We start from the raw sequence: 23,911 nt of genomic DNA, 5'->3' as shown, positions 1-23,911 counted from the left end.
ATGGATGACAGATATCCATTGCCGGGGGGTCTGGGCTGCCTCCGCCGACGGCATGAGCAGCTAAGATCGCCCCACGGTTCCTCTCACGCGCGGAGAACCCGCGCAGAGAAAACTGCCAGCGACTGCTGCCGGATGCTGACCTTGCCTCATTCGCCGTATGAACACTCGAATCCTGCAAACCTTTCTCCTGGTCGCCGAATCCGGCGGCTTGACCAGCGCCGCCAGCATCCTGGGAATCCCCCAGTCCCAGGTCAGCCGGCACATCAAGGAGCTGGAGGAGATCTGCGGAACGCCCTTGCTGTACCGCCATGGCCGGGGTGTCAGCCTGACGCTGGCGGGAGAGCGGCTGCAGGGCACCCTGCGCCCCGCGCTGAGCCAGCTCGAGGAAGCGCTGGGCACCGCGGGTGACCAGGACCGTGAGCCTTCCGGACCCGTGGACATCGCGCTGTCGCCCTCTTTCATGCATGCGGTCGGATTGAGGCTTCTCGATGCCGTCCAGCAGGAGTACCCCAACGTCCAGGTGCGGCTGATCAGCGGCAATTCACGCTACGTGTATGAATGGGTGCTGCATGCACAGGTGGACATCGGGGTGCTGAGTGACATCGGCATGTCGTCGCAACTGCTGCTCGACGAACTGGGCTCCGCCAGGGTGGTGCTCGCGGCGCATCCTGATTTTCCGCTGTCGATGGGGCCGGACTCCCTGCCGATCCTGACGGGCGTACCCCTGCGCCTTCCCAGCCCCGGACAAGGGTTGCGCCGACAGATCGACATCTGGGCCGCCAGGCAGCAACTGTCGCTCACCGCCGCCTACGAAATTGACGATATTGGAATCACCAAGGAAATCATCGCCACGCGGCGCGCCGCGGCGATTGTGTCCAGGCTGTCCATTTACCGCGAGTTGGCAACGGGCACCATGGTGGAACATCTGCTGGGCAATGATTTCCGCGTCCGCTCCGTCATGGCGACCGCGCGCAATCGCCCTGTCACGCCCGCCATGAAAGTGGTGATCAAGGCACTGAAGCGCGTCTCTGCATCGCTGTTCGAGGAGATTGCCGATTGAGCCTTGCCTGTGCGTTTGGTTGAGCGCTTTCCTTGAGCGTTTTGCGATGTCGGGCGGGCAGGCAAAGGCTCCGTCCGACAGGCACCCGGCAGATGCCGTGCTTCGTGCCGTGTACCCGCCGCTCCGGTACTAGTAGGCGACCAGGGAGCCTTCGCGCAAGGTCGGGTTGCGCTGTGCGCGGGTGCTGCGGCGAATCACGTCTCTGCCGATGACCGTCTTGTGGACCTCGCTGGAGCCTTCTCCAATCTGGTTGAGCTTGGCGTCCCTGAAGAACCGCTCCAGCGGAAAGTCCTTCATGTAGCCCCGGCCTCCAGTGAGCTGCAGGGCATCGGTCACGACTTTCATGCAGAGGTCGGTCGCTTGCTGCTTGGCCATGGAGGCATAGACGGCCACATCGGTGTCGCCCCTATCGTACTTCTGGGCCGTCACGGACAACAATGCCCGCGCGGCCTCCACCTGCGAAAACATGTCGGAGAGCATCCACTGTGCTCCCTGGTGCTCGCCCAACGCCTTGCCAAACAGCGTGCGGTCGTTCATGTATGCCGCGGCGATCTCAATGGCACCGATGGAGCGGCCCAACGCCATCGCGGCATGCCCAATACGAGCACGCAACAGTGCATCCTGCGCCAGTTCAAAACCATCCCCCACCTTGCCCAGCAGATTCCCGGCCGGCACACGGACATTCTCGAATCGGAGAGAAGAAATGGGCACCCCGTACCACCCCAGTTTCTCGACCTCCGGGCTGATATCAAATCCTGCGGCGCCTCGGGGCACCAGCACTGCGACAAAGCGCGAGGCGTCCGCCTCCAGTCGCCCGACGACCATGAACCAGTCCGCTGTCGTTCCCCGGGTGATGAACTTCTTGCTACCGTTGACGACGAATTCGCCGCCTTCCTGCCGAATGCTGGTTTTCAGTCCCCGTACATCCGATCCAGCTTCCGGTTCGGTTAATGCAAACGCAGCCTGGAGCTTCCCTGAACGAAGGCCCGGCAGTAGTTGCTCCTTCATTTGAGGAGTTGCCCCGGCGACGATGGCCCTGCACGACAGGTCGGCCCCCGTAATGAGCGAGGCGGACGCACTGCAGACCCGTCCAAGCTCTTCAATGATGCGAATGCGCAGCACCTGTCTGGCATCCGTTCCACCGTACTCATTTGGAAAGGCGGTGGCAATCACGCCCTCCTTGGCGAGCAGATGAAAGTTGTCCCATGCAAACTCATCCTTCTCCGCCACCTTGTGGGCATTGGGACCAATGCGGCTTTCAACCAGGTCGCGCACCTTGTGCAGCATGTCCAGTTCCGGTTGATTCAGGTCGTGCAGAAAGTGTTCGCCAAAGAGTCGGCTCGCAGTGCCTGTGCCTGTGCCTGTCTTGTTCATGTCGTGCCCCTTTCCAATACGGTTAGCTGTTGGCCTGTATGCCCGCGCGTTTGATGACCTCTGTCCAGGTGGACACCTCCTGCTTGAGAAACTCGTCGAAAGCCGCTCCTGATTGCGGTGCGCCTTCCAAAGCCAGGTCCTTGAACCTGGCCTGGATTTCCGGCTGCCTGATGGCAGCGGCGACATCCGTGGACAGCTTGCTGATGATTTGCGGAGGTACCTTGGCCGGGGCAAGCAATGCGATCCATGTGCCCACCTGGAAACCGGGAAGTCCGGCCGCCTCGGCCACGGTCGGTACGTCAGGCAGGGCCGCGGAACGGTGGTGGGTCGTTACGGCCAACGCCCTGAGCTTTCCGGTCCTGATGTGCGGCAGCGCCAGAGAGGTGGACATGGGCATCATGTCGACTCGGCCCGAGAGCAAGTCGGTCATGGCTTCGGGCTGCCCCTTGTAGGGCACATGCGTGAGCTGGATGCGCGCCATCTGGTTCAACAGCTCACCGGTCAGATGCGACGACGTGCCGAGCCCCGAGCTGGCATACGTGAGGCCGCTGTCCTTTTTCTGCGCGAGCCGGACAAGCTCCTGCATGCTTTGGGCCTTGACGCCGGGGTGCACCACGATCACGTTGGGAATGGCTCCAAACCCGGCGATCCCCTTGAAATCTTTCACGGGGTCCCATGCCAGGCTCTTTTGAAAGAGCGGCATCACCGCATGGGAGGGCGACACCATCAAGAGCGTATAGCCGTCTGCGGGTGACTTGGCCACCAGGTCCGTGCCGATGGAGCCGCCTGCGCCCGTACGGTTCTCCACCACGACGGGTTGGCCGTATTGCCGCCCCATCCTTTCCCCGACCACTCGGGCTATGGAATCCACCACACCGCCGGCCGGGTACGGCACGATGATTCGAACCGCCTTGGACGGATAGGAGCCTTGCGCCAGCGCCTGCAGGGGCCTGAGTGCACCGCCTGTCATGAGCGCCGCGGTCATGTTCACTACCGACCTTCTCGTCTTGTCCATGTCTTGTCTCCTTTGTATGGCCTGAATGGCACTAACCCGAACGCAATCCGTGTGAGGCTTCAATCTCATGGGCGCTTTGCTTGAGCAGCGGAAGAACCTCGTCGACGAGCTTCTGCCTCGCGTTCTTGTGCGCATACAACGTGCCATTCATCGAAAGAGCTGGCTCGCCAGGAGCGCCCCTGAGTGGCACTGCTATCGCATACAGCTCGCGGTCCCATGCACCGGAGGAAAGGCAGTAGCCTTGCTCCGCAAACAGCCTGCCATCCGCCTCCAGGCCTTGGCGATGCAGTGCAAACAGCTCCTTGTCCTGCACCTTCAGGTAGTTCAGCAGTGCTTGCTTCTGGGGGCGGGGCAGACCGTGGATGAGTACATGGCCCATGGAGCTGACCAGCAGCGGATAGGTCGATCCGATATCGGGCAGGTATTCGTTGCGCCCATCGGCGCGCACCGAATCCACGTAGACGATGTCGGTGCGGTCGCGTACCCCCAGGTTGACCGTACAGCCGGTCTGTCTCGCTATGTTGACCATGAGGGGCTTGGCCAGCTGACGCGTCTTCATGCTGGCAAGCAGTGGATGCCCCAATGCCAGCACGCCCGAGGCCAGCCGGTATTTCTGCGAATCGGCATCCTTGGACATGTAGCCCAGCAGTCCCAATGTGTAGGTCAGGCGTGAAACGGTCGGCTTGGGCAGGCCTGTGCGGTCTGCAATCTCACGGTTGCTCAGCACTGGGTTGGCAGCAGTGAATGCCCGCAATACTTCCAACCCACGCGCCAGCGTCATGGCGAACTGGCGGTCCGAAGCCAGGTCGTGGGGGCTGATGAGCCCTGGAAGGGTGATGGAAGACACGGTGCGTTGCTTTGCTGAATCTGCGGGCATGGTTGCTCACCTCATGGGTACCGTCAATTAAGTGTTTCGCATATCGAAACAGGCATTCTTCCAGATGCGGATGCTCCGGATACTGGCAGCTTCATTCAAATTCCGGGACCTCCAATGACTGCTGAAATGAAATCGAAGGGAGCCTTGCATGGCGTGCGCATCCTGGACATGGCCACCGTGCTTGCAGCACCAGTGGGGGCAACCCTTTGTGCCGACCACGGGGCCGAGGTCATCAAACTGGAGTTGCCGGATGGAAGCGATGCACTGCGCGGACTTCAGCCCGTCAAGAACGGGAACCCGCTATGGTGGAAAGTGGCCAATCGAGGCAAGAAAGGCATCACCCTGGATGTCCGGAAGCCGCTGGGACGCGAGCTCTTCCTGGAGCTGATTCCCCACTTTGACGTGCTGATCGAGAACTTCCGGACCGGAACGCTGGATCGATGGGGGCTCGACATGGAAACGCTGCACGCCCGCAATCCACGCTTGATCGTGGTTCGCCTGACAGGCTTCGGGCAGACAGGCCCGTACGCCCAGCGCCCCGGATATGCCCGGATCTTCGAGGCCATGAGTGGCTTCACGAATTTGACCGGTGAAAAGGGCGGCACGCCGTTGCACAGCAACTATCCCATCGGCGACTATGTGGCAGGCCTGTTCTGCGCCTTCTCGGTGGCCATGGAAATAGCCCGTTTGCGCGGTGACCCATCCATGACCGGCACGGAGGTCGACCTGTCGGCCACGGAAGCATTGTTCCGGCTGCTCGACCCCCTCGCCGTCGAGTATGAGCAGATGAACTATGTGCGCGGGCCAGAGGGCAACTGTGCCAGCTACACCGCGCCGTCCAACATGTATCGTACCCGTGATGGCGGAAGCCTCTCCCTCGTTGCATCCTCGAACCCGATCTTTGCACGCCTGTGCCAGGCCATCGGCCAGCCGCTCCTGGCGCAGGACCCGCGGTTCAGTACCAATCCGGCACGGGTCGAGCATCTCGGCACACTGGACCAGATCATCTCCAAGTGGTTCAGCGAACACGGCACCGAAGAAGTCGTGCAGGCATTGGAGGCCGCCCAGATTCCATTCAGCAAGACCAACTCCATCGAGGACATCTTGCAGGACCCCCATTTCAAGGCACGGGGCGCGGTGATGCGTCTGCCTGACCCGGACTACGGCTCCATCCCCAGTCCATGCATTGTCCCCCGGGTCGTTGGACAAGTGCTGGATGCACCCGCCACCGGGCCTGCCACAGGACAGCACAACCAGGATGTCTACTCCCGGTTGGGAGTATCGGCCGAGCGGCTGGCTCAGCTGCAGGCTCTTGGCGTTGTGTAGAAGAGGGAGAAGGCCGCGCCGCAGGTAAACGGCGATTGCCAGGGGCGGGCGCGTGCAACGCGCAATGAAGTAAACATGAGAAAAAATTCAGCAAATAATCAACCAGCCCCGATGTGCTTGATTTGCTGATTCATATGGCGCGGCTGGCGGGGATCGAACCCACGACCCTTGGCTTCGGAGGCCAATACTCTATCCACTGAGCTACAGCCGCGTGCTGTGAAAGCGATGATGACGCGGTCAGGGGCAGGATCCTGGCTTCACTGCCTCGCAGAAGCGAGCTGCGAGAGCGGGAAGAAGATCAGGCCCGGTTTGACCGGATCGCCGATTATGGCACGGTTGGGGGTTGCCAGGATCAGCAGGCCCCGTCAGGATCGAGGGGTGATAGATGGCGCTGGAAGCCCAAGCCTGATAAATAGGCATCCACTGACATACAAGCGGTATGTGTCAAAGGGAAACTCCCCTCATTCAGCACCCATCCATGTATGAGACCGACGAACAGTGAGTGCAGGCCCTGGGCCGCCATGTCCGCCGACATGGGCATGTTCACCTGCAGCTCCTGTGCCGCTGCGGCGAGGTCGTGCGCGAATTTGGCGCGGCTGATCTGTGCGGCCTCGATGTGGCGCTCGCGCACGGCAGCGAGTTCGCCCACGTATTCCATCTTGAACATGGCGGTGTCGAAGATCTTGCGGCGACGCTCGTCCAGGCTCACGCTCTCGAACACGTTGTGGATCGAGCGGCGGATACGCTCGAGCGGCGGCAGATCGCCGAACATGTCGTCGCAGATCTCGTCGAAGGGCATGCACACGCGCGCCAGCATGCTGCTGAAGACGTCCACCTTGTCCTTGAAGTGCCAGTACACGGCCCCACGCGTGGCACCGGCACGCTGCGCCACGTCTCCCAGCGAGGTGCGGGATACGCCTTTTTCGAAGAACACCTCTTCTGCCGCATCCAGCAATTTGGTGCGTGTCTCATCTGCTTCTGCTTTGGTTCGCCTTGCCATGTGTCAAGCCTCCTGTCAGCCAGAGGCGGGCTATCGTGTTGATGTGTGAAGGTAAAGTTTTTCGAAGCGCTAATTATACATTTATGCATGTATGTATAATCGCGCATCAATTTCGTGGGATATGGGCGCATTGCGCTCTTTTTCCAGGCGCCGCACGACATACGAGCGCAAGAACTGATCGATATCCTTACTAAAAATGTCTACCGGAAGGACTTTCATGCATCCCGTGTATGAAGCAAACCAGGCGGCCTCGGGCCACCCATCCCTCTTTTTCCGCCGCTCCAAATCGACGGCACTCGTCGTGGCACTGGTCGCGACGCTCGGCCTGTCCGCCTGTGGCGACAAGAAGGGCGATCAGCAGCATGCCGCCCAAGGCCAGCAGAAGCCGCCGGAAGTCGGCGTCGTGACGGTGGCACAGCAGAACGTGCCAATCGTCTCCGACCTGCCCGGCCGGCTGGAAGCCTCCCGCGTGGCGCAGGTGCGTGCGCGTGCAGCGGGCATCGTGCAGAAGCGCCTCTTCAAGGAAGGCTCGGACGTGAAGGCCGGCCAGGTGCTGTTCCAGATCGACAACACGCCCTACAAGGCCAACCTGCAGAGCGCCCAGGCCACGCTGGCCCAGGCCGAGGCCAACCTGGCGCAGGCCGCCTCCACCGTGCGCCGCTACAAGCCGCTGGTGGAAGCCAACGCGATCAGCAAGCAGGAATATGACGTGGCCGTGGCCAACGAGAAGGCAGCCCAGGCGCAGGTCGCCGCAGGCAAGGCTGCCGTGACCAACGCGAACGTGAGCCTGGGCTACGCCACCGTGACCGCGCCGATCTCCGGGCGCATCGGCCGTGCCCTGGTGACCGAGGGCGCACTGGTGGGCCAGGGCGACGCCACGCAGCTCGCGGTGATCCAGCAGATCAACCCGATGTACGTGAACATCACGCAGTCCTCCGCCGACATCCTGCGCATGCGCGAGGCGTTGGCCAACGGCAAGCTGTCCTCCGACGGCAAGTCGGGCGCGCGCGTCTCCGTGTTCACCGACGACGGCCGCAAGCTGACGTCGGACGGCCGCCTGCTGTTCACCGACCTGACCGTGGACGAGACCACCGGGCAGGTGCAGGTGCGCGCCGAAATCCCCAATGCCGACGGAATGATGCTGCCGGGCATGTACGTGCGCGTGCACCTCGAGCAGGCTCAGGTCGACAACGCGATCGTGATCCCCCAGCAGTCGGTGACCCGCAACGAGAAGGGCAACTTCGTGATGGTGGTGGCCGAGGATGGCTCCGTCAGCCCGCGCCCGGTGCAGATCAGCCAGTCGCAGGGTACGGACTGGATCGTCACCTCGGGCCTGAAGCCCGGCGAGAAGGTGATGGTCGACGGACTGGTGAAGGTGGGCATGGGCGCCAAGAAGGTGACGCCGGTGCCATGGACCGGGTCGTCACAGCCACAACAGCCCGCCAGCGCAGCCTCGGCACCCGCTTCCGCCGCGTCGGAGCCTGCTGCAGCCGCCTCTGCCGGCAAGTAATCGGAACGACCTCACATGTCGAAGTTCTTTATCCACAGACCCATCTTTGCATGGGTGATCGCCATTTTCGTGGTGCTGTTCGGTATTGTGTCGATCACACAACTGCCGGTGGCACAGTTTCCGTCCGTGGCACCGCCGACCATCACGGTGACGGCGACCTATCCGGGCGCGACCTCGGAGACCATGACCGATTCGGTCCTGCAGCTGATCGAGCGTGAAATGAACGGCGCGGAAGGCCTGATGTACATGGAGACCAAGGCGCCCGCGGGCGGCCAGGGGACCCTGACCATCACGTTCCAGCCGGGCACCAACCCCGAGCTCGCGCAGGTGGACGTCCAGAACCGTCTCGCACGCGCCCAGCCGCGCCTGCCCTCCGTGGTGCAGGCGCTCGGTGTGCGCGTCGACAAGGCGATGAGCAACTTCCTGATGATCCTGGCGTTCCAGTCCGCGGACGGCACCACATCGGGTGAGGAGGTCGCCGACTACGTCAATCGCAACGTGCTGCCTGAAATCCAGCGTCTCGACGGCGTCGGCAAGGCCCAGCTGTTCGCCTCCGGCCGCGCAATGCGCATCTGGGTCGATCCCGCGAAGCTGCAGGGCTACGGCCTGTCGATTGCCTCGGTGAATGCAGCGATCGCCGCACAGAACCAGCAGATCTCCGGCGGTGCGCTGGGCGATACGCCCTCCATTCCCGGCACGACCATGAGCGCCACCATCGTGGTGCCAGGCCAGCTCTCGACCCCCGAGGAGTTCGGCAATGTGGTGCTGCGCTCCAACGCCAACGGCTCCACCGTGCGCATCAAGGATGTGGCCCGCGTCGAATTGGGCGTGGAAAGCTACGCAACCACCTCGCGCCTGGACGGCAAGCCCGCGGTTGCACTGGCCGTGCAGCTCACGTCCACCGCCAACGCCATGGCCACCGCCAAGCTGGTGAACAACAAGATGGCCGAGCTCGAACCGTTCCTGCCCGCAGGCGTGAAGTGGTCGGCTCCCTATGACACATCGAAGTTCGTGAAGATCTCGATCGAGAAGGTGGTTCACACGCTGCTCGAGGCCATCGTGCTGGTGTTCATCGTGATGCTGATCTTCCTGCAGAACATCCGCTACACGCTGATTCCTACCATCGTGGTGCCGATCGCGCTGCTGGGCACGTTCGCGGTGATGCTGGCCATCGGCCTGACCATCAACATTCTGGCGATGTTCGCGATGGTGCTGGTGATCGGTATCGTGGTGGACGATGCCATCGTGGTCGTGGAAAACGTCGAACGGATCATGTCCGAGGAAGGCATTCCGCCCAAGGAGGCGACGATCAAGGCCATGGGCCAGATCCAGGGTGCCGTGGTCGGTATCACCGTGATCCTGGTGACCGTGTTCGTTCCGCTGGCCCTGTTCAGCGGCGCCACCGGCAACATCTACCGCCAGTTCTCGCTGGTGATGGCGATCTCGATCTTCTTCTCGGGCTTCTTCGCACTGACGCTCACACCCGCGCTCTGCGCGACGATGCTCAAGCCGATTGCCAAGGGCCACGCACACGACAAGAAAACCGGCCTGCTGGGCCCGTTCTACAACTGGTTCAACCGCAACTTCGAGACCGGCGCCAAGCACTATCAACGTGCGGTGACCGGCGTGGTCAAGCGCTCGTTCCAGTCGCTGATCGTGTTTGCCCTCGTGGTCGCGGGCGTGGTGTTCCTGTTCACGCGCATGCCGACATCCTTCCTGCCCGTGGAAGACCAGGGCTACGTGATCTCGCTGATCCAATTGCCGCCGGGTGCCTCACAGGAGCGCACGGGCAAGACAGCGGGCGAGCTGGAAAACTTCGTGCTCAAGCAACCCGAGACCGATCACATCGTGAGCATTCTGGGTTTCAGCTTCACCGGCCAGGGCCAGAACGTGGGTCTCGCATTCACCATCCTCAAAGACTGGTCCGAACGCACCGGCCCGGGGCAGGATGCGAACTCGTTCGCGGGTAAGGCCATGGGCGCGATGATGGCGATCCGCGATGGCTTCATCTACACCCTGGTGCCGCCATCGATTCCGGAACTGGGCAACAGCGACGGTTTCACGTTCCGCCTGCAGGACCGTGGCAACAAGGGCCACGCCGCACTGATTGCAGCCCGCAACGAACTGATCGCCAAGGCCAACCAGAGCCCCATCCTCGCCGGCGTGCGCTTCGACGGTGTGGACGATGCTCCCCAGTGGCAGGTCAACATCAACCGCGACGCGGTGGCCGCCCAGCGCGTGAGCATGGGCGACCTGGCCTCGACGCTGGCGACAGCGCTCGGTTCGTCGAACTCGACCGACTTCCCGAACAAGGGATACATGCAGCGTGTAACCATCCAGGCCGATGCCGGCCGACGCATGCAGCCGGAGGACGTGATGCGCCTGACCGTGCCCAATGCCGAAGGCAAGCTGGTCGAGCTCTCCACCATGGTCACGGCCAAGTGGATCACGGGTCCGATGCAGGTGACGCGCTACAACGGCTACCCGGCCATGAGCATCACCGGCAACGCCAAGCCGCCCTACACCAGCGGCCAGGCGATGACCGAGATGCAGAAGCTCGCCGCCGATCTGCCCGAAGGCTTCGGTTTCGAGTGGACCGGCCAGTCGCTGGACGAAAAGAAGGCAGGCTCCTCGGCCATGTACCTCTACGCGTTCTCGATCCTCGCCGTGTTCCTGTGCCTTGCAGCCCTGTATGAGAGCTGGTCGATCCCGCTGTCGGTGATGCTGGTGGTGCCGCTGGGCGTGCTCGGCGCGCTGCTGGGCATGCTGCTGCGCGGAATGCCCAACGACATCTACTTCCAGGTGGCGCTGATCACCGTGATCGGCCTGTCGGCGAAGAACGCGATTCTGATCGTGGAGTTCGCGAAGGATCTGCATGCGCAGGGCATGAGCGCCTATGACGCGGCGCTCGAAGCCGCCCATCTGCGTTTCCGCCCGATCCTGATGACCTCGCTCGCCTTCATCCTGGGTGTCGTGCCGCTGTACATCGCATCGGGCGCCAGCGCCGCCAGCCAGCAGGCCATCGGCACCGGCGTGTTCTGGGGAATGATCATCGGCACTCCGCTCGCCGTGTTCCTCGTGCCGGTGTTCTTCGTCGTGATCTTCAGGCTCTTTGGCAAGAAGGAAAAGCAGGATATGGCTCCCCCGGGCACGGGCCACGCGCAGATCGCGCCGCAGGGAGGCACTCACCATGAATAACTACAGACTTGTTCCCACCCTGCTGGTTGCCGCGCTGATGGCAACGGGCTGCTCGTTCATTCCGGCGCTGGACAAGCCAGTGATGCCGGTGTCCGAGCAGTACCCGATCGCCACGGCGCAGACCAGTACGCCGGCCGCTGACCTGCCCTGGCAGAACTTCTACACGGACGAGCGCCTGCAGAAGATCATCGGCTTGGCGCTCGAGAACAACCGCGACCTGCGGGTTGCGGTGCTCAACATCGAGCAGGCGCGTGCGCAGTACGACATCCAGGGCTCCAAGCTGTTCCCCGAGGTGGGCGTGAGCGCATCCGCCACGCGCGCGCCGAGCCAGTTGACAGGGCAGTACGCCAACAACTACACAGTCGGCCTGGGCCTTGCGAGCTGGGAGATCGACTTCTGGGGCCGCATCCGCAGCCTCAAGGAGCAGGCGCTCGCGCAATACCTGGCAACCGAGGAAGGCCGCAAGGCCGCGCAGATCAGCCTGATCGCCGCCGTGGCCAGCAGCTGGATCGGCCTGCAGGCCGACGAGGAACTGCTGGAGATCTCGCGCCGGACGCTGCAGACGCGCGAGGAGTCCATCAAGCTGGCCCGCATGCGTTTCGACGCGGGCGCCGCCTCCGAACTGGACTTCCGCCAGGCACAGTCGCTGACCGAGACCGCACGCGCCACGCTCGCGCAGCAGACACGCCAGCGCGACCTGGACATCAACGCGCTGAACCTGCTGGTCGGCTCGCAGGTGCCCCAGGACATGCTGGTAAGCCTCAAGGGCCGCAAGCTCGCCGACCTGCCCGCGCTGGCCGACGTGCCCGCCGGCCTGCCCTCCGATCTGCTGCTGCGCCGTCCGGACATCCGCCAGGCCGAGCAGCAGATGGTGGCGGCCAACGCCAGTATCGGTGCGGCACGCGCACTGTTCTTTCCGAACATCACGCTGACCGCATCGGCCGGCTTTGCCAACCGCGAGGTTTCGGACCTGTTCCAGTCGGGTTCCAAGTACTTCAGCATCGGTCCTTCTCTGTACCTGCCGATCTTCACGGCCGGCCGCAACCAGGCCAACCTGGAAGTGGCCGAGGTGTCCAAGAAGATGGCCGCGGCACAGTACGAGAAGTCGATCCAGACCGCGTTCCGCGAAGTCTCCGACTCGCTGGTCAGCCGCCGCTCGCTCGCCGACCAGCTGCAGGCCCAGCAGGCACAGGTCGAGGCCGTGAGTGCGCAGTTCAAGCTCTCCGACCTGCGCTATCGCAATGGCGTGGCCAGCTACCTGGATCTGCTGGATGCGCAGCGCACGCTGTTCACTGCCGAGCAGGCCGTGGTGCAGGTGCGCCTCGCCCAGCTGCAGAACCAGGTCAACCTGTACAAGGTGCTGGGCGGCGGCTGGAGCCCCGAGGACGACCGGACCGCGTCGGCAGCGCCGGACCAGGCCAAGGCAGAGCAGTAAACAGCGCTGTTCATCCTGACGCTCACGCGTATCCCAAGGGCACTTCGGTGCCCTTTTTTCTTGTGCATTTGTGTTGGTAAATTGACTCAACGCAAGCCAATTCCGCGCCAGCCGTCAACCCGGATCAATGCGCGGTGGCCTTTGAAATGACGCTCTATATAATCATTGGATAACTTTTCGCCTGATAAACACAGAGACTGAGGACCCCATGAGCGACACCCACGAAGAAGCGCACACCGGCCCGATCAAGACCCCGAAGCAATTGCTGGTGACTGTCATTGCGGCATTTGTGATCCCCGTGTTCATCATCATCGGCCTCGTCTACTTCGTCACCTCCAAGGACAAGCCTGCGCCAGGCTCGGGCAATCCCGAGAAGGCACTGGCCGAGCGCATCCAGAAGGTCGGCAGCGTGGAGATCCGTGATGCCAACCGTCCGCTGCGCGGCGGCGAGGAAGTCTTCAAGGTGCAGTGCGCCGCATGCCATGCAACCGGTGCCGCCGGAGCACCCAAGTTCGAGGATGCCGCTGCCTGGGCGCCCCGTCTCAAGCTGGGCCTGGACGCCCTGGTGCACTCCGCGCTGGCCGGCAAGGGCGCCATGGCGCCCCAGGGTGGCGGCGACTTCAACGATATCGAAATCGCCCGAGGCGTGGTCTACATGGCCAATGCAGCAGGCGCCAAGTTCCCCATGCCCGACAAGCCTGCAGAAGGTGCCGGCGCTGCTGCCTCCGCGGCCGCATCCGCAGCTGCGGCCCCCGCAGTGGCTGCAGCTCCCGCGCCTGCGGCCGCCCCTGCTCCGGAACCGGCCCCTGCAGCTCCGGCTCCGGCCCCTGCCGCCAATGCCGACGCCGGCAAGGCCCTCTACGACAAGACCTGCTTCGTCTGCCACGCAGCTGGCGTGGCCGGTGCACCGAAGTTTGGCGACAAGGCGGCCTGGGCCCCTTACGTCGCCACCGGCCTGGACACCATGGTCAAGACCGCCATCACCGGCAAGGGTGCCATGCCTCCCAAGGGCGGTGCGACCGCGTCCGACGAAGAGATCCGTGCCGCCGTGCAGTACATGGTCGATCACTCCAAGTAAGCCGGAGGCCCGGGAATCGGGGTTTCACTTCCAATTGAAGAAACCGCCTCTCGGGGCGGTTTTTTGTTGCCTGGGTCTTTTTTAGGGCGGAGGCCGGGACTGCTCCGCGCGATTCACCGCGCTGCGGTGAAAGCCATACTGCCGCGGAATGTCCGCACGCGCCATCTCCGAGGGCTCACCGATGATGCCGGCCTCGATCGCCGCTGCCGCATCCACCATGTCCTGCGTGTGCACGACGCCCATGCCGGCGGGCAGTTGCAGGTACAGGCTGCCCTCCTCGTCGAGCACCACGGCGCGCAGCGCGGCCGGCTTCTGCGGCAGGCCGGTATGGGTGTGGATGTGCAGCGTGCGGCTCTCGTGCTCGAAGCGCAGGCGCCAGATCCACGGCGTGTTCTCCAGCTCCACGAACACGCGCTGCGGGCCATTCTGGAAGAACCAGTAGCCGTCGTCATCCTCGAGGTAGTTGCGGCCGATGAACTCCAGCAGCTTCTCGTGCTCGATGCGATGCCCGCGGGACTCGGGGAATCCGCCCAGCGCCTGCACCTGGGCATCGCGCAGATACCAGTTGCCGCGCGCATCCAGGCCCAGCCAACCGCTGCATGCCGGCACGTTGGGCCACTTCGCCATGGCCTGTTTGACGATTTCATCCATTCAGCGATTGTCCTCCAGCCAGTCGGCCACGATATCGGGCAACCGGCGTACATGTCCGGGAAATCCACCCTGCGCGAAACCGACGTGTCCGCCCTGCTCCGGCTGCCACAGTGTCACGTGGGCACTCACCTCCGCTGGAAGCGGCAGGCTCTCGGCAGGAATGAACGGATCATTGCGTGCATTGATCACCAGCGCCGGCACGCGCACCTCCCCCAGCACGGGTTTGGCCGAGGCACGCCGCCAATAGTCGTCCGCATCGCGAAAACCGTGCAGCGGGGCCGTGAACACGTCGTCGAAGGTGTGAAGATCACGCGCCGCCACAAGCCGCTCGCGGTCGAACAGCCCGGGAAACTGCGCAAGTTTCGCCAGTCCCTTGGGAATCATGCTGCGCAGGAACATGCGCGCATAGACCTGCCTGTTGAAACCGCGGTCGATGGCCCTGCCGCCCGCCGCAAGATCAAGGGGTGCGCAGATCGTGGCCAGCGCCTTCACGCGCCGCGCGGCATGGCCCCCCATCACGCCAGCCCAACGGGCCAGCGCGTTGCCGCCGAGCGAAACACCGACGGCATACAGCGGCGCGCCCATGGCGCCGGGATGCTCCGCAAAGCGCGCCAGCAGCCAGTCGATCTCCTCGAAGTCGCCCGAATGGTAGGCACGCGGCGCGCGATTGATCTCACCGCTGCAGCCCCGGAAATGCGGCACGGCAAACCGCCATCCACGTTCCGCGGCAACCTCGGCCATGGCCTGCGCGTAATGGCTGGCCGAGGAACCTTCCAGGCCATGGAAGAGCACCAGCAGCGGCGCGTGGGGAACCGGTGGCGTTGCGGCCTGCAGGAAATCGACGTCGATGAAGTCACCATCCGGCGTGGCCCACCGTTCGCGCAGGAAAGCCGGCCTGGCCGCAAGCGTGCTGCGCGCGAGCAATGCGGACCAGATGGTCTGCAGATTGCCGCCGGGAAGCCAGCGCGGAGCGCTGTACTGCAGGCTCACTCGCAAGGTCCGTCAATGCAGCACATGCGCCGACACGGGCTGCGCACTGGCGTCGCCCAGCTTGCCGGCGCTGGCGTGGTGCGCCACGATGCGCCAGCCCTGCGGCGTCTTCTGGTAGACGTTGGTGGCAAAGACCAGCGCCTCGTGCGGCCCGTCCGGCAGTTGCACCTGCACATGCTCGATGACGTTGTGCACGGCGCTCGTGAGCGCCTGGATGCGCACGACCTCCGCTGCACGCACGTTGAGTCCGCCGCGCTCCAGCATCACGGTGAAAACTTCGCGGATGGCGGCCACGCCGACCACACGCGCGCTGCTTCCCGGGTGGAGGCAGAACACGTCGTCGTCATCTGCCCAGCAGGCCATGAGGCGATCCACATCGGCGTTCTGCAGGGCCTCGTAGAAAGCAGCCTCCACCTCGTCGGGGCTGCCGGCCAGAAGTGCTGCGCGCGTCGATGATCGTTTCATGATGTCCCAATCGGCAAGGTTAAATACTGTGATCGTGCCCGATGCGAGGCCTGTGCGCCTACAACCCAGGCTCCATAATTTATGCAAAATGCGTGTCACGCCTCTCGCAGGCCATGCGCTGGTCGCGGCCGCGAGACACATTTCCTGTTTTTACCCCATACGCCCATGACCATCAAACGCCTCCTTGGATTCATCGCGACAGTGGCGACAGCTCTTGCCCTGACCGGTTGCGGCTACAACCAGTTCCAGCAGCTGGACGAGGAAACCAAATCCGCCTGGAGCGAGGTGCTCAACCAGTACCAGCGCCGTGCGGACCTGGTGCCCAACATCGTGGCGTCGGTGAAGGGCGAAGCCAACTTCGAGCAGGAGACACTCACAAAGGTGATCGAGGCGCGCTCGAAGGCCACGTCGATCCAGGCCACGCCCGATCTCGTGAACAATCCCGAGGCATTCAACAAGTTCCAGCAGGCCCAGGGCGAGCTCTCCAGCGCGCTGTCGCGCCTGATGGTGGTCTCCGAGCGCTACCCCGAACTGAAGGCCAACCAGGCCTTCCGCGACCTGCGTGTGACGCTCGAAGGCACCGAAAACCGCATCACCGTGGCCCGCAACCGCTACATCCAGACCGTGCAGCAGTACAACGTGCTCGCGCGCAGCTTCCCCAGCAACCTGACGGCGATGGTCATGGGCTACAAGCCCAAGGCCAATTTCACCGTGCAGAACGAGGCCGAGATCAGCAAGCCACCGGTGGTGGATTTCTCGGCCCCGGCGGCAAGCAAGCCCTGACCGTTGTTGCGCCCTGCTCGGAACATCTCGCGGCAGCCCGCTCCGACCCCGATGCCTCTCCTGCGCACCCTGCGTGCTTTTCTGGCCCTCCTGGTACTGAGCCTGGGCATGGGCGGTGCCTGGGCGCAGCAGTTGCTGCCGATACCCGCGCTCACAGCACATGTGATCGACCAGACAGGCACGCTGGATGCCGCCACCCGGCAGTCCCTCGAGGCGCAGCTGGATGCCATCGAGGTGAAGAATGGCTCGCAGGTCGTGATCCTGATGGTGCCCACCACGGCACCCGAGGACATCGCCTCCTATGCGAACCGCGTCGGCAACACCTGGAAGATCGGCCGCAAGAGCGTCGGTGACGGGCTGATCATTCTTGTCGCCAAGGATGACCGGCGCATGCGCATCGAGGTGGCCAAGACCCTCGAAGGCGCGGTACCCGATCTGGCGGCCGCGCGCATCATCGATGGCGTGATGGCGCCCCGCTTCCGCCAGAACGACTACGCGGGCGGACTGAAAGCGGCGGTGGACCAGGTGGCGGCACGCATCGCCGGCGAGGCACTGCCCCTGCCCGAAGCGCCCCAGACGCAGAATCGCCAGGCCGGTGATGCCAACAGCAACAGCGGCTTCAATTGGGAGGACATGGCGATCTTCCTGTTCGTCGCCGTAATGGTTGCCGGCCCCATCGTTCGCGGCATCTTCGGACGGCCGCTGGGCGGGCTGGTGATGGGCGGGGGTACCGGCTTCCTGGCCTTTGCCGTCACTGCCAGCATGGGCCTGGCTGCCGGTGCGGGCATGCTCGCCCTGCTCTATACGTGGCTCTTCAGCGGCCGTGGGGGCCCCATTTCCCGAGGTGGCGGAGGTTTCCCCGGCGGCTTCGGCGGCGGGGGCGGCGGCTTCGGTGGAGGTGGTGGCTTCGGCGGCGGCGGAGGTGGCGGCGGGTTCAGCTCCGGCGGTGGCGGCGACTTTGGCGGCGGCGGCGCATCGGGCGACTGGTAAAGCAAGACCACACACAGGGCAACCAACCACTTTGCAGCGCATGACCCATCCCACACCGCACTCCCAGGACCGCTCAGGTTTCTTCGCCCGCATCGCGCGGCTGGTGCGGCATCGCTGGGCGGAAGGCGAGCTGCGCCGCGCACTCCCCAGCGAGGTGCTGCAGCGCCTCACGCAGCGCGTGGCAGCGAGCGAGGCCCGCCATACAGGGCAGATCAGCATCTGCGTCGAAGGCGGACTGCCGCTGTCCTATATCTGGCGTGGCGCCAGCGCCCGCGAGCGCGCCATCATGCAGTTCGGCAAGCTGCGCGTATGGGATACCGAGCACAACAATGGCGTGCTGATCTACCTGCTCTCCGCGGAGCACGCCATCGAGATCATCGCCGACCGCGGCATCGCACGGTCGGTGGAGCCCGCCGTCTGGCAGCAGGTGATCGCGCGCATGCGCGAGGAATTCCGGGCAGGCCGATACGAGGACGGCCTCACCGAAGCCCTCTCCCAGGTGAGCGCGGCACTGGTGGCCCAGTACCCGGCATCGGATGCACCTGGCCGACGCCACCCCAATGAACTGCCCAATGCACCCGTGGTGCTGGGAGACTAGCCAGAGAGCCTGACTCCCTCTTCTACAGGGCTTCTTTGGACAGAACATAAAAAAACCGCCTGGAACTCAGGCGGTTTTTTTGAGCATCGCCCCGAGGCGAGCAATCAACGCTTCTGGCGGAACTTGCGCAGTGCGGCGATCTGGGCTGCCATGACGGCCAGCTCGGACTGTGCACGGGCCAGGTCGACTTCGCTCTTGGCGTTCTTCAGCGCTTCCTCGGCGGCTGCGCGGGCTTCCTGTGCCTTCTGGTCGTCCAGATCCTTGCCGCGGATGGCGGTGTCGGACAGAACGGTCACGCGGTCAGGTTGCACTTCCAGAATGCCGCCGGCCACGAAGACGAATTCTTCGTCGCCGTTCGGCAGTTCGATGCGCACGGAACCGGGCTTGATGCGGGTGATCAGCGGGGTGTGCTTGGGCAGAATACCCAGCTCGCCAGCTTCACCGGGCAGCGCAACGAAGCGCGCCTCGCCGGAGAAGACGGACTCCTCGGCGCTCACCACATCGACGTGGATGGTGTTCATGTTGGGCTCCTGGAAAAGGGTGTGAAGGAATGACGGCTGATGCGGCTGGCTGGCAAGACTCCGCTGTGGCAACGGAGCCGGCCAGCCAAAGCGCTATCAGGCGGCCATCTTCTTGGCCTTTTCGAAGGCTTCGTCGATCGTGCCGACCATGTAGAACGCTTGCTCGGGCAGGTGGTCCGCTTCGCCGGCAACAATCATCTTGAAGCCGCGGATGGTTTCCGCCAGAGGCACGTACTTGCCGGGAGCGCCCGTGAACACTTCGGCCACGTGGAACGGCTGCGACAGGAAACGCTGGATCTTACGAGCGCGGGCCACGATGAGCTTGTCTTCGGGGGCCAGTTCGTCCATACCCAGAATCGCGATGATGTCGCGCAGTTCCTTGTAGCGCTGCAGCGTGCCCTGCACCTGACGTGCCACGTTGTAGTGCTCTTCACCCACGACTTGCGGGTCCAGCTGGCGGCTGGTCGAATCGAGCGGATCCACAGCGGGGTAGATACCGAGCGAAGCGATGTCACGCGACAGCACGACGGTAGAGTCCAAGTGAGCGAAGGTCGTTGCGGGCGACGGATCGGTCAAGTCGTCGGCAGGCACGTAAACGGCCTGGATCGAGGTGATCGAGCCCACCTTGGTCGAGGTGATACGCTCTTGCAGACGGCCCATTTCCTCGGCCAGCGTAGGCTGGTAGCCCACGGCGGAAGGCATACGGCCCAGCAGAGCGGACACTTCGGTACCGGCCAGCGTGTAGCGGTAGATGTTGTCCACGAAGAACAGAACGTCCTTGCCTTCGTCACGGAACGATTCGGCGATCGTCAGGCCGGTCAGGGCCACGCGCAGACGGTTTCCTGGCGGCTCGTTCATCTGGCCGTAGACCATGGCCACCTTCGACTCGCCCAGGTTCGCCTGGTTCACGACGCCGGCGTCCGACATTTCGTGATAGAAGTCGTTACCTTCACGGGTACGCTCGCCCACACCAGCAAACACCGACAGACCACCGTGGCCCTTGGCGATGTTGTTGATGAGTTCCATCATGTTCACGGTCTTGCCCACGCCGGCGCCACCGAACAGACCCACCTTGCCGCCCTTGGCGAACGGAGAGATCAGGTCGATCACCTTGATGCCGGTTTCGAGCAGTTCCTGCGATGGCGACAGTTCGTCGTATGCAGGAGCAGCGCGGTGGATCGAGGCGGTGAGGCTCTGGTCGACAGGACCACGTTCGTCGATGGGGTTGCCCAGCACGTCCATGATGCGGCCCAGAGTCCCCTTGCCCACGGGCACGGTGATCGGGTTGCCGGTGTTGGTCACCATCAGGCCGCGCTTGAGGCCGTCGGAAGAACCCAGAGCGATGGTACGCACCACGCCGTCGCCCAGCAGCTGCTGGACTTCGAGAGTCAGCGCAGAGCCTTCGAGCTTCAGGGCGTCATACACCTTGGGCATTTGGTCGCGTGGGAACTCAACGTCCACCACGGCGCCAATACATTGAACAATCTTGCCTTGTACTTGAGCCATTTGATTCGCTCCAGAAATTTAAACTGCCGCGGCACCCGCGACGATCTCCGAAAGTTCTTTCGTGATCGCGGCTTGGCGCGTCTTGTTGTAGACCAGCTTCAGTTCGCTGATGACGTTGCCTGCGTTGTCGGTGGCAGCCTTCATGGCCACCATGCGGGCAGACTGCTCCGACGCCATGTTCTCGGCAACCGCCTGGTACACCAGGGATTCCACATAGCGCACGAGCAGCTCGTCGATCACGGTCTGAGCATCGGGCTCATAGATATAGTCCCAGCCATGCTCGGACTTCTCGGCCTGCATCTTCTCGGAGGACAGGGGCAGAAGCTGCTCCACCACCGATTCCTGCTTCATGGTGTTGATGAACCTGGTGTACGAGAGGTACACAGCGTTGATCTTGCCTTCGGCATATGCGTCCAGCAGCACCTTGACGGGGCCGATGAGCTTTTCCAGATGCGGCGTGTCACCGAGGCCCGTCGCATGCGAGACCACCTTGGCGCCGACGCGGTTCAGGAAGCCCAGGCCCTTGTTGCCGATAGCCACGGCCTGCACGGACACACCAGCACCCTGCAGATCGCGCAGCTTGTTGGTGACGGCGCGAAGCACGTTGGTGTTCATGCCGCCGCACAGTCCCTTGTCAGTCGTCACCACAATGACGCCGGCCACCTTGGAATCGTTCGTCTTCATGAAAGGATGAACGTATTCCGGGTTGGCCTGGCCCAGGTGCGCAGCGATGTTGCGCACCTTTTCACTGTACGGACGAGCAGCGCGCATGCGGTCCTGAGCCTTGCGCATCTTGGCCGCGGCCACCATTTCCATGGCCTTTGTGATCTTCTTGGTGTTTTCCACCGATTTGATCTTGCCGCGTATTTCCTTACCTGCTGCCATGATGGTTCCTCGTCCGGATTAAACGAACGACTTCTTGAACGCAGCGATGGCTTGGGAGAGCTCGGCTTCGTCCTTGCCTTCCTTGTCGAAGGCACGGTTCTTGTCCAGGCGCTCCACCAGCGCAGCGTGGCTGGTCTTGAGGAACTGGTGCAGGCCGTGTTCGAAAGGCAGAACCTTCTTCACATCGATGTCGTCCAGGAAGCCCTTGTTGGCCGCGAACAGCGAGGCTGCCATCATGCTGATGGACAGGGGGCTGTACTGAGGCTGCTTGAGCAGCTCCGTCACGCGGGCACCACGATCGAGCTGCTTGCGGGTCGCTTCGTCCAGATCGGAGGCGAACTGTGCAAACGCAGCGAGTTCACGGTACTGCGCCAGGTCGGTACGGATACCGCCGGACAGGCCCTTGATCAGCTTGGTCTGAGCAGCACCACCCACGCGCGACACCGAGATACCGGCGTTGATGGCGGGACGGATACCGGCGTTGAACAGGCTGGTTTCCAGGAAGATCTGACCGTCGGTGATCGAGATCACGTTGGTCGGAACGAATGCGGACACGTCGCCGGCCTGGGTTTCGATGATCGGCAGAGCCGTCAGCGAACCTGTCTTGCCCTTGACTTCACCCTTGGTGAAGGCTTCCACGTAGTCGGCGTTCACGCGGGCTGCGCGCTCGAGCAGACGGCTGTGGAGATAGAACACGTCGCCAGGGAACGCTTCGCGTCCTGGAGGACGGCGCAGCAGCAGCGACACTTGACGGTATGCAACGGCCTGCTTGGACAGGTCGTCATACACGATCAGCGCGTCTTCGCCGCGGTCGCGGAAGTATTCGCCCATCGTGCAGCCGGAGTAGGCCGACACGTACTGCATGGCAGCGGATTCGGAAGCGGTGGCAGCCACGACGATGGTGTATTCCATCGCGCCGGCCTGCTCGAGAGCACGCACCACGTTCTTGACCGAGGAAGCCTTCTGGCCGATGGCGACGTACACGCAGACAACGCCCTGGCCCTTCTGGTTGATGATGGCGTCGATCGCCACGGCGGTCTTGCCGGTCTGGCGGTCGCCGATGATCAGTTCGCGCTGGCCACGGCCGATTGGCACCATGGCGTCAATGGCCTTGGTACCGGTCTGCAGAGGCTGGTCCACGGATTGACGAGCGATAACGCCCGGCGCAACCTTTTCGATCACGTCGGTCATCTTGGCATTGATCGGGCCCTTGCCGTCGATCGGCTGACCCAGGGCGTTCACCACGCGGCCGATGAGTTCGGGGCCCACGGGCACTTCCAGAATACGGCCCGTGCACTTGACGGTGTCGCCTTCGGAGATGTGCTCGTACTCGCCCAGAATCACGGCGCCGACGGAGTCGCGCTCGAGGTTCAGCGCCAGGCCATACGATGGCTGGCCGTCGGAGCCTGCTGGGAATTCCAGCATTTCGCCCTGCATCACGTCGGACAGGCCATGCACGCGCACGATACCGTCAGTCACGGAAACGACCGTGCCCTGGTTACGGATATCAGCACCAGCAGCCAGCCCTTCGATGCGGCTCTTGATCAGTTCTGAAATTTCAGCGGGATTGAGTTGCATGACTCTTTCCTTCAATTTGGGTTAGCCGGGTCCTCGCCGCATCACGCAGTGAGGGCTGCTTTCATTTGTTCCAGTCGTGCCTTGACGGAGGTATCGAGCACCTCGTCGCCGACAACGACACGCACGCCACCGATCAGCGACTCGTCCACCTTCGTGGAGAGCTCCAGCTTGCGGCCAAAGCGCTTTTCGAGCGTCGCACGGAGATCGGCAAGCGCGGCTGCATCGAGCGGGAAGGCCGAATAGACCGTGGCGTCCGCAGAACCCTTGCTGGCATTGACCAGCGAGCGGAACTGGGCGGCGATCTCCGGCAGCACGTCCACGCGACCGTTGTCGATCACGGTCTTGAGGAAATTCGTGGCCATGGCCGGCAGCTGCGTGCGGATGACGGAAGTGAACAAACCGAGCAGTTGCTCGGGAGTCACCTTCGGGTTGTCGGCCAGCGAGCGGACTTGGGGGTCGGCGGCAACCGCCGCCAACTCGTCCGTCCAGGAAGCCGTGGCGGCCAGATCAACGCCTGCAACATCCTTGCAGGCCTTGAACAGCGCCTCAGCGTAAGGGCGGGCAATGGTGGCGAGTTCAGCCATGGTTGCTCCCTTACAGCTCGGTCTTCAGACGGTTCAACAGGTCCGCGTGGACTCCAGCATTGACTTCCTTGCGGAGAATCTGCTCAGCCCCCTTGACGGCCAGCGCCGCCACCTGCTCACGCAGTGCCTCGCGGGCTTGAATCGACTGTTGTTGGGCTTCGGCCTGGGCTGCAGCGACAATCTTGTTGCCTTCTTCTGTAGCGCGTGCTTTCGCCTCTTCAATGATGGCCTGCGCGCGGCGCTCGGCATCGGCCAGGCGCGTGGCAGTTTCGTTGCTGGCGGCTGCCAATTCCTGCTTCACGCGCTGGTCTGCAGCGGCGAGTTCGGTCTTGGCACGGTCAGCAGCAGCGAGACCATCAGCGATTTTCTGGGCTCGCTCATCCAGTGCCTTCGCGATCGGGGGCCACACGAACTTCATCGTGAACAGCGCCAGGATCAGGAAAACAATGGCCTGAACGAACAGGGTCGCATTGATACTCACGGCAAC

The 23,911-nt window shown here is 63.3% G+C and carries 22 protein-coding genes and 1 tRNA gene; 9 read left to right on the top strand and 14 right to left on the bottom strand.

Annotation, left to right across the window (positions count from 1 at the left end):
• Positions 1-157: 157 nt before the first annotated feature.
• Complete coding sequence (locus tag H9K76_RS01085; protein WP_187597777.1) at positions 158-1,060, top strand: LysR family transcriptional regulator; 903 nt, start codon at positions 158-160, stop codon at positions 1,058-1,060.
• Positions 1,061-1,189: 129 nt separating this feature from the next.
• Here H9K76_RS01085 and H9K76_RS01080 read toward each other — a convergent pair whose 3' ends face one another.
• The 3 genes from H9K76_RS01080 to H9K76_RS01070 are packed head-to-tail and all read right to left on the bottom strand — an operon-like array spanning position 1,190 to position 4,296.
• Entirely contained in the window at positions 1,190-2,434 is a 1,245-nt protein-coding gene (locus H9K76_RS01080) for an acyl-CoA dehydrogenase family protein (RefSeq protein WP_187597776.1), read from the bottom strand.
• 22 nt (positions 2,435-2,456) lie between these two features.
• Positions 2,457-3,449 carry a tripartite tricarboxylate transporter substrate binding protein gene (locus H9K76_RS01075; protein WP_187597775.1) on the bottom strand — a complete coding sequence of 331 codons (993 nt, stop codon included), beginning with the start codon at positions 3,447-3,449 and terminating at the stop codon, positions 2,457-2,459.
• Between the two features lie 31 nt (positions 3,450-3,480).
• Entirely contained in the window at positions 3,481-4,296 is an 816-nt protein-coding gene (locus H9K76_RS01070) for an IclR family transcriptional regulator (RefSeq protein WP_246475234.1), read from the bottom strand.
• Between the two features lie 144 nt (positions 4,297-4,440).
• On the opposite strand from H9K76_RS01070, the gene H9K76_RS01065 reads away from it, so the two are divergent.
• The gene (locus H9K76_RS01065) at positions 4,441-5,652 is read left to right on the top strand and encodes a CaiB/BaiF CoA transferase family protein (protein WP_187597773.1); all 1,212 of its coding nucleotides are present in this window, start codon (positions 4,441-4,443) and stop codon (positions 5,650-5,652) included.
• A gap of 135 nt (positions 5,653-5,787) precedes the next feature.
• Here the strand turns inward: H9K76_RS01065 and H9K76_RS01060 are convergent.
• Positions 5,788-5,863 (bottom strand) — tRNA-Arg (locus tag H9K76_RS01060).
• A 141-nt stretch (positions 5,864-6,004) separates the two neighbouring features.
• On the bottom strand, positions 6,005-6,652 hold the full coding sequence (locus H9K76_RS01055) for a TetR family transcriptional regulator (protein WP_187597772.1): 648 nt from the start codon (positions 6,650-6,652) through the stop codon (positions 6,005-6,007).
• A gap of 217 nt (positions 6,653-6,869) precedes the next feature.
• On the opposite strand from H9K76_RS01055, the gene H9K76_RS01050 reads away from it, so the two are divergent.
• The 4 genes from H9K76_RS01050 (at position 6,870) to H9K76_RS01035 (ending at position 13,873) form a co-directional block, all read left to right on the top strand.
• Positions 6,870-8,162: an efflux RND transporter periplasmic adaptor subunit gene (locus H9K76_RS01050; RefSeq protein ID WP_187597771.1), complete on the top strand. Its 1,293-nt coding sequence runs from the start codon at positions 6,870-6,872 to the stop codon at positions 8,160-8,162.
• 15 nt (positions 8,163-8,177) lie between these two features.
• On the top strand, positions 8,178-11,360 hold the full coding sequence (locus H9K76_RS01045) for an efflux RND transporter permease subunit (RefSeq protein WP_187597770.1): 3,183 nt from the start codon (positions 8,178-8,180) through the stop codon (positions 11,358-11,360).
• Positions 11,353-12,795, top strand: a complete 1,443-nt coding sequence (locus tag H9K76_RS01040) for an efflux transporter outer membrane subunit (RefSeq protein WP_187597769.1) — start codon at positions 11,353-11,355, stop codon at positions 12,793-12,795. The genes H9K76_RS01045 and H9K76_RS01040 overlap by 8 nt, the downstream gene beginning before the upstream one ends.
• A 208-nt stretch (positions 12,796-13,003) precedes the next feature.
• Positions 13,004-13,873, top strand: coding sequence for a c-type cytochrome (locus tag H9K76_RS01035; protein WP_187597768.1), 870 nt, complete (start codon positions 13,004-13,006; stop codon positions 13,871-13,873).
• A gap of 81 nt (positions 13,874-13,954) precedes the next feature.
• On the opposite strand, the gene H9K76_RS01030 is transcribed toward H9K76_RS01035, so the two are convergent.
• Genes H9K76_RS01030 through H9K76_RS01020 form a run of 3 tightly spaced genes read right to left on the bottom strand, consistent with a single transcriptional unit; the run spans position 13,955 to position 15,979 of the window.
• Positions 13,955-14,524, bottom strand: coding sequence for a DUF2946 family protein (locus tag H9K76_RS01030; protein WP_187597767.1), 570 nt, complete (start codon positions 14,522-14,524; stop codon positions 13,955-13,957).
• A complete protein-coding gene (locus H9K76_RS01025) occupies positions 14,525-15,508 on the bottom strand; it encodes a YheT family hydrolase (RefSeq protein ID WP_187600391.1) in 984 nt (327 codons plus the stop codon).
• An 18-nt stretch (positions 15,509-15,526) separates the two neighbouring features.
• A complete protein-coding gene (locus H9K76_RS01020) occupies positions 15,527-15,979 on the bottom strand; it encodes a YybH family protein (RefSeq protein WP_187597766.1) in 453 nt (150 codons plus the stop codon).
• A gap of 171 nt (positions 15,980-16,150) precedes the next feature.
• Here H9K76_RS01020 and H9K76_RS01015 point away from each other — a divergent pair, with 171 nt between their 5' ends.
• The 3 genes from H9K76_RS01015 to H9K76_RS01005 are packed head-to-tail and all read left to right on the top strand — an operon-like array spanning position 16,151 to position 18,350.
• Positions 16,151-16,762: a LemA family protein gene (locus H9K76_RS01015; RefSeq protein ID WP_187600390.1), complete on the top strand. Its 612-nt coding sequence runs from the start codon at positions 16,151-16,153 to the stop codon at positions 16,760-16,762.
• Positions 16,763-16,813: 51 nt separating this feature from the next.
• On the top strand, positions 16,814-17,752 hold the full coding sequence (locus H9K76_RS01010; protein ID WP_187597765.1) for a TPM domain-containing protein: 939 nt from the start codon (positions 16,814-16,816) through the stop codon (positions 17,750-17,752).
• 40 nt (positions 17,753-17,792) lie between these two features.
• Positions 17,793-18,350 carry a TPM domain-containing protein gene (locus H9K76_RS01005; RefSeq protein WP_187597764.1) on the top strand — a complete coding sequence of 186 codons (558 nt, stop codon included), beginning with the start codon at positions 17,793-17,795 and terminating at the stop codon, positions 18,348-18,350.
• A gap of 104 nt (positions 18,351-18,454) precedes the next feature.
• Here H9K76_RS01005 and H9K76_RS01000 read toward each other — a convergent pair whose 3' ends face one another.
• The 6 genes from H9K76_RS01000 to H9K76_RS00975 form a co-directional block, all read right to left on the bottom strand.
• Positions 18,455-18,871, bottom strand: a complete 417-nt coding sequence (locus H9K76_RS01000) for a F0F1 ATP synthase subunit epsilon (RefSeq protein WP_187597763.1) — start codon at positions 18,869-18,871, stop codon at positions 18,455-18,457.
• Between the two features lie 96 nt (positions 18,872-18,967).
• Positions 18,968-20,377 (bottom strand): F0F1 ATP synthase subunit beta, encoded by a 1,410-nt coding sequence (gene atpD, locus H9K76_RS00995; RefSeq protein ID WP_187597762.1) that lies wholly within the window; start codon positions 20,375-20,377, stop codon positions 18,968-18,970.
• An 18-nt stretch (positions 20,378-20,395) separates the two neighbouring features.
• Positions 20,396-21,262 carry a F0F1 ATP synthase subunit gamma gene (gene atpG / locus H9K76_RS00990; protein WP_187597761.1) on the bottom strand — a complete coding sequence of 289 codons (867 nt, stop codon included), beginning with the start codon at positions 21,260-21,262 and terminating at the stop codon, positions 20,396-20,398.
• A gap of 18 nt (positions 21,263-21,280) precedes the next feature.
• Entirely contained in the window at positions 21,281-22,840 is a 1,560-nt protein-coding gene (gene atpA / locus H9K76_RS00985) for a F0F1 ATP synthase subunit alpha (protein WP_187597760.1), read from the bottom strand.
• Between the two features lie 41 nt (positions 22,841-22,881).
• Positions 22,882-23,424: a F0F1 ATP synthase subunit delta gene (locus H9K76_RS00980; protein WP_187597759.1), complete on the bottom strand. Its 543-nt coding sequence runs from the start codon at positions 23,422-23,424 to the stop codon at positions 22,882-22,884.
• A gap of 10 nt (positions 23,425-23,434) precedes the next feature.
• Entirely contained in the window at positions 23,435-23,905 is a 471-nt protein-coding gene (locus H9K76_RS00975) for a F0F1 ATP synthase subunit B (protein WP_187597758.1), read from the bottom strand.
• Positions 23,906-23,911 lie beyond the last annotated feature (6 nt).

This window comes from Diaphorobacter ruginosibacter, from assembly GCF_014395975.1.
In the GTDB taxonomy this organism is placed as follows: domain Bacteria; phylum Pseudomonadota; class Gammaproteobacteria; order Burkholderiales; family Burkholderiaceae_C; genus Diaphorobacter_A; species Diaphorobacter_A ruginosibacter.
The sequence above is the reverse complement of the archived record's forward strand: the minus strand, read 5'-3'. Positions and strand labels throughout refer to the sequence as shown.

Coding starts and splice junctions, on each gene's coding strand:
- H9K76_RS01085 (WP_187597777.1), top strand. CDS start 158: ATGAACACTCGAATCCTGCAAACCTTTCTCCTGGTCGCCGAATCCGGC.
- H9K76_RS01080 (WP_187597776.1), bottom strand. CDS start 2,434: ATGAACAAGACAGGCACAGGCACAGGCACTGCGAGCCGACTCTTTGGC.
- H9K76_RS01075 (WP_187597775.1), bottom strand. CDS start 3,449: ATGGACAAGACGAGAAGGTCGGTAGTGAACATGACCGCGGCGCTCATG.
- H9K76_RS01065 (WP_187597773.1), top strand. CDS start 4,441: ATGACTGCTGAAATGAAATCGAAGGGAGCCTTGCATGGCGTGCGCATC.
- H9K76_RS01055 (WP_187597772.1), bottom strand. CDS start 6,652: ATGGCAAGGCGAACCAAAGCAGAAGCAGATGAGACACGCACCAAATTG.
- H9K76_RS01050 (WP_187597771.1), top strand. CDS start 6,870: ATGCATCCCGTGTATGAAGCAAACCAGGCGGCCTCGGGCCACCCATCC.
- H9K76_RS01045 (WP_187597770.1), top strand. CDS start 8,178: ATGTCGAAGTTCTTTATCCACAGACCCATCTTTGCATGGGTGATCGCC.
- H9K76_RS01040 (WP_187597769.1), top strand. CDS start 11,353: ATGAATAACTACAGACTTGTTCCCACCCTGCTGGTTGCCGCGCTGATG.
- H9K76_RS01035 (WP_187597768.1), top strand. CDS start 13,004: ATGAGCGACACCCACGAAGAAGCGCACACCGGCCCGATCAAGACCCCG.
- H9K76_RS01030 (WP_187597767.1), bottom strand. CDS start 14,524: ATGGATGAAATCGTCAAACAGGCCATGGCGAAGTGGCCCAACGTGCCG.
- H9K76_RS01020 (WP_187597766.1), bottom strand. CDS start 15,979: ATGAAACGATCATCGACGCGCGCAGCACTTCTGGCCGGCAGCCCCGAC.
- H9K76_RS01010 (WP_187597765.1), top strand. CDS start 16,814: ATGCCTCTCCTGCGCACCCTGCGTGCTTTTCTGGCCCTCCTGGTACTG.
- H9K76_RS01005 (WP_187597764.1), top strand. CDS start 17,793: ATGACCCATCCCACACCGCACTCCCAGGACCGCTCAGGTTTCTTCGCC.
- H9K76_RS01000 (WP_187597763.1), bottom strand. CDS start 18,871: ATGAACACCATCCACGTCGATGTGGTGAGCGCCGAGGAGTCCGTCTTC.
- atpD (WP_187597762.1), bottom strand. CDS start 20,377: ATGGCTCAAGTACAAGGCAAGATTGTTCAATGTATTGGCGCCGTGGTG.
- atpG (WP_187597761.1), bottom strand. CDS start 21,262: ATGGCAGCAGGTAAGGAAATACGCGGCAAGATCAAATCGGTGGAAAAC.
- atpA (WP_187597760.1), bottom strand. CDS start 22,840: ATGCAACTCAATCCCGCTGAAATTTCAGAACTGATCAAGAGCCGCATC.
- H9K76_RS00980 (WP_187597759.1), bottom strand. CDS start 23,424: ATGGCTGAACTCGCCACCATTGCCCGCCCTTACGCTGAGGCGCTGTTC.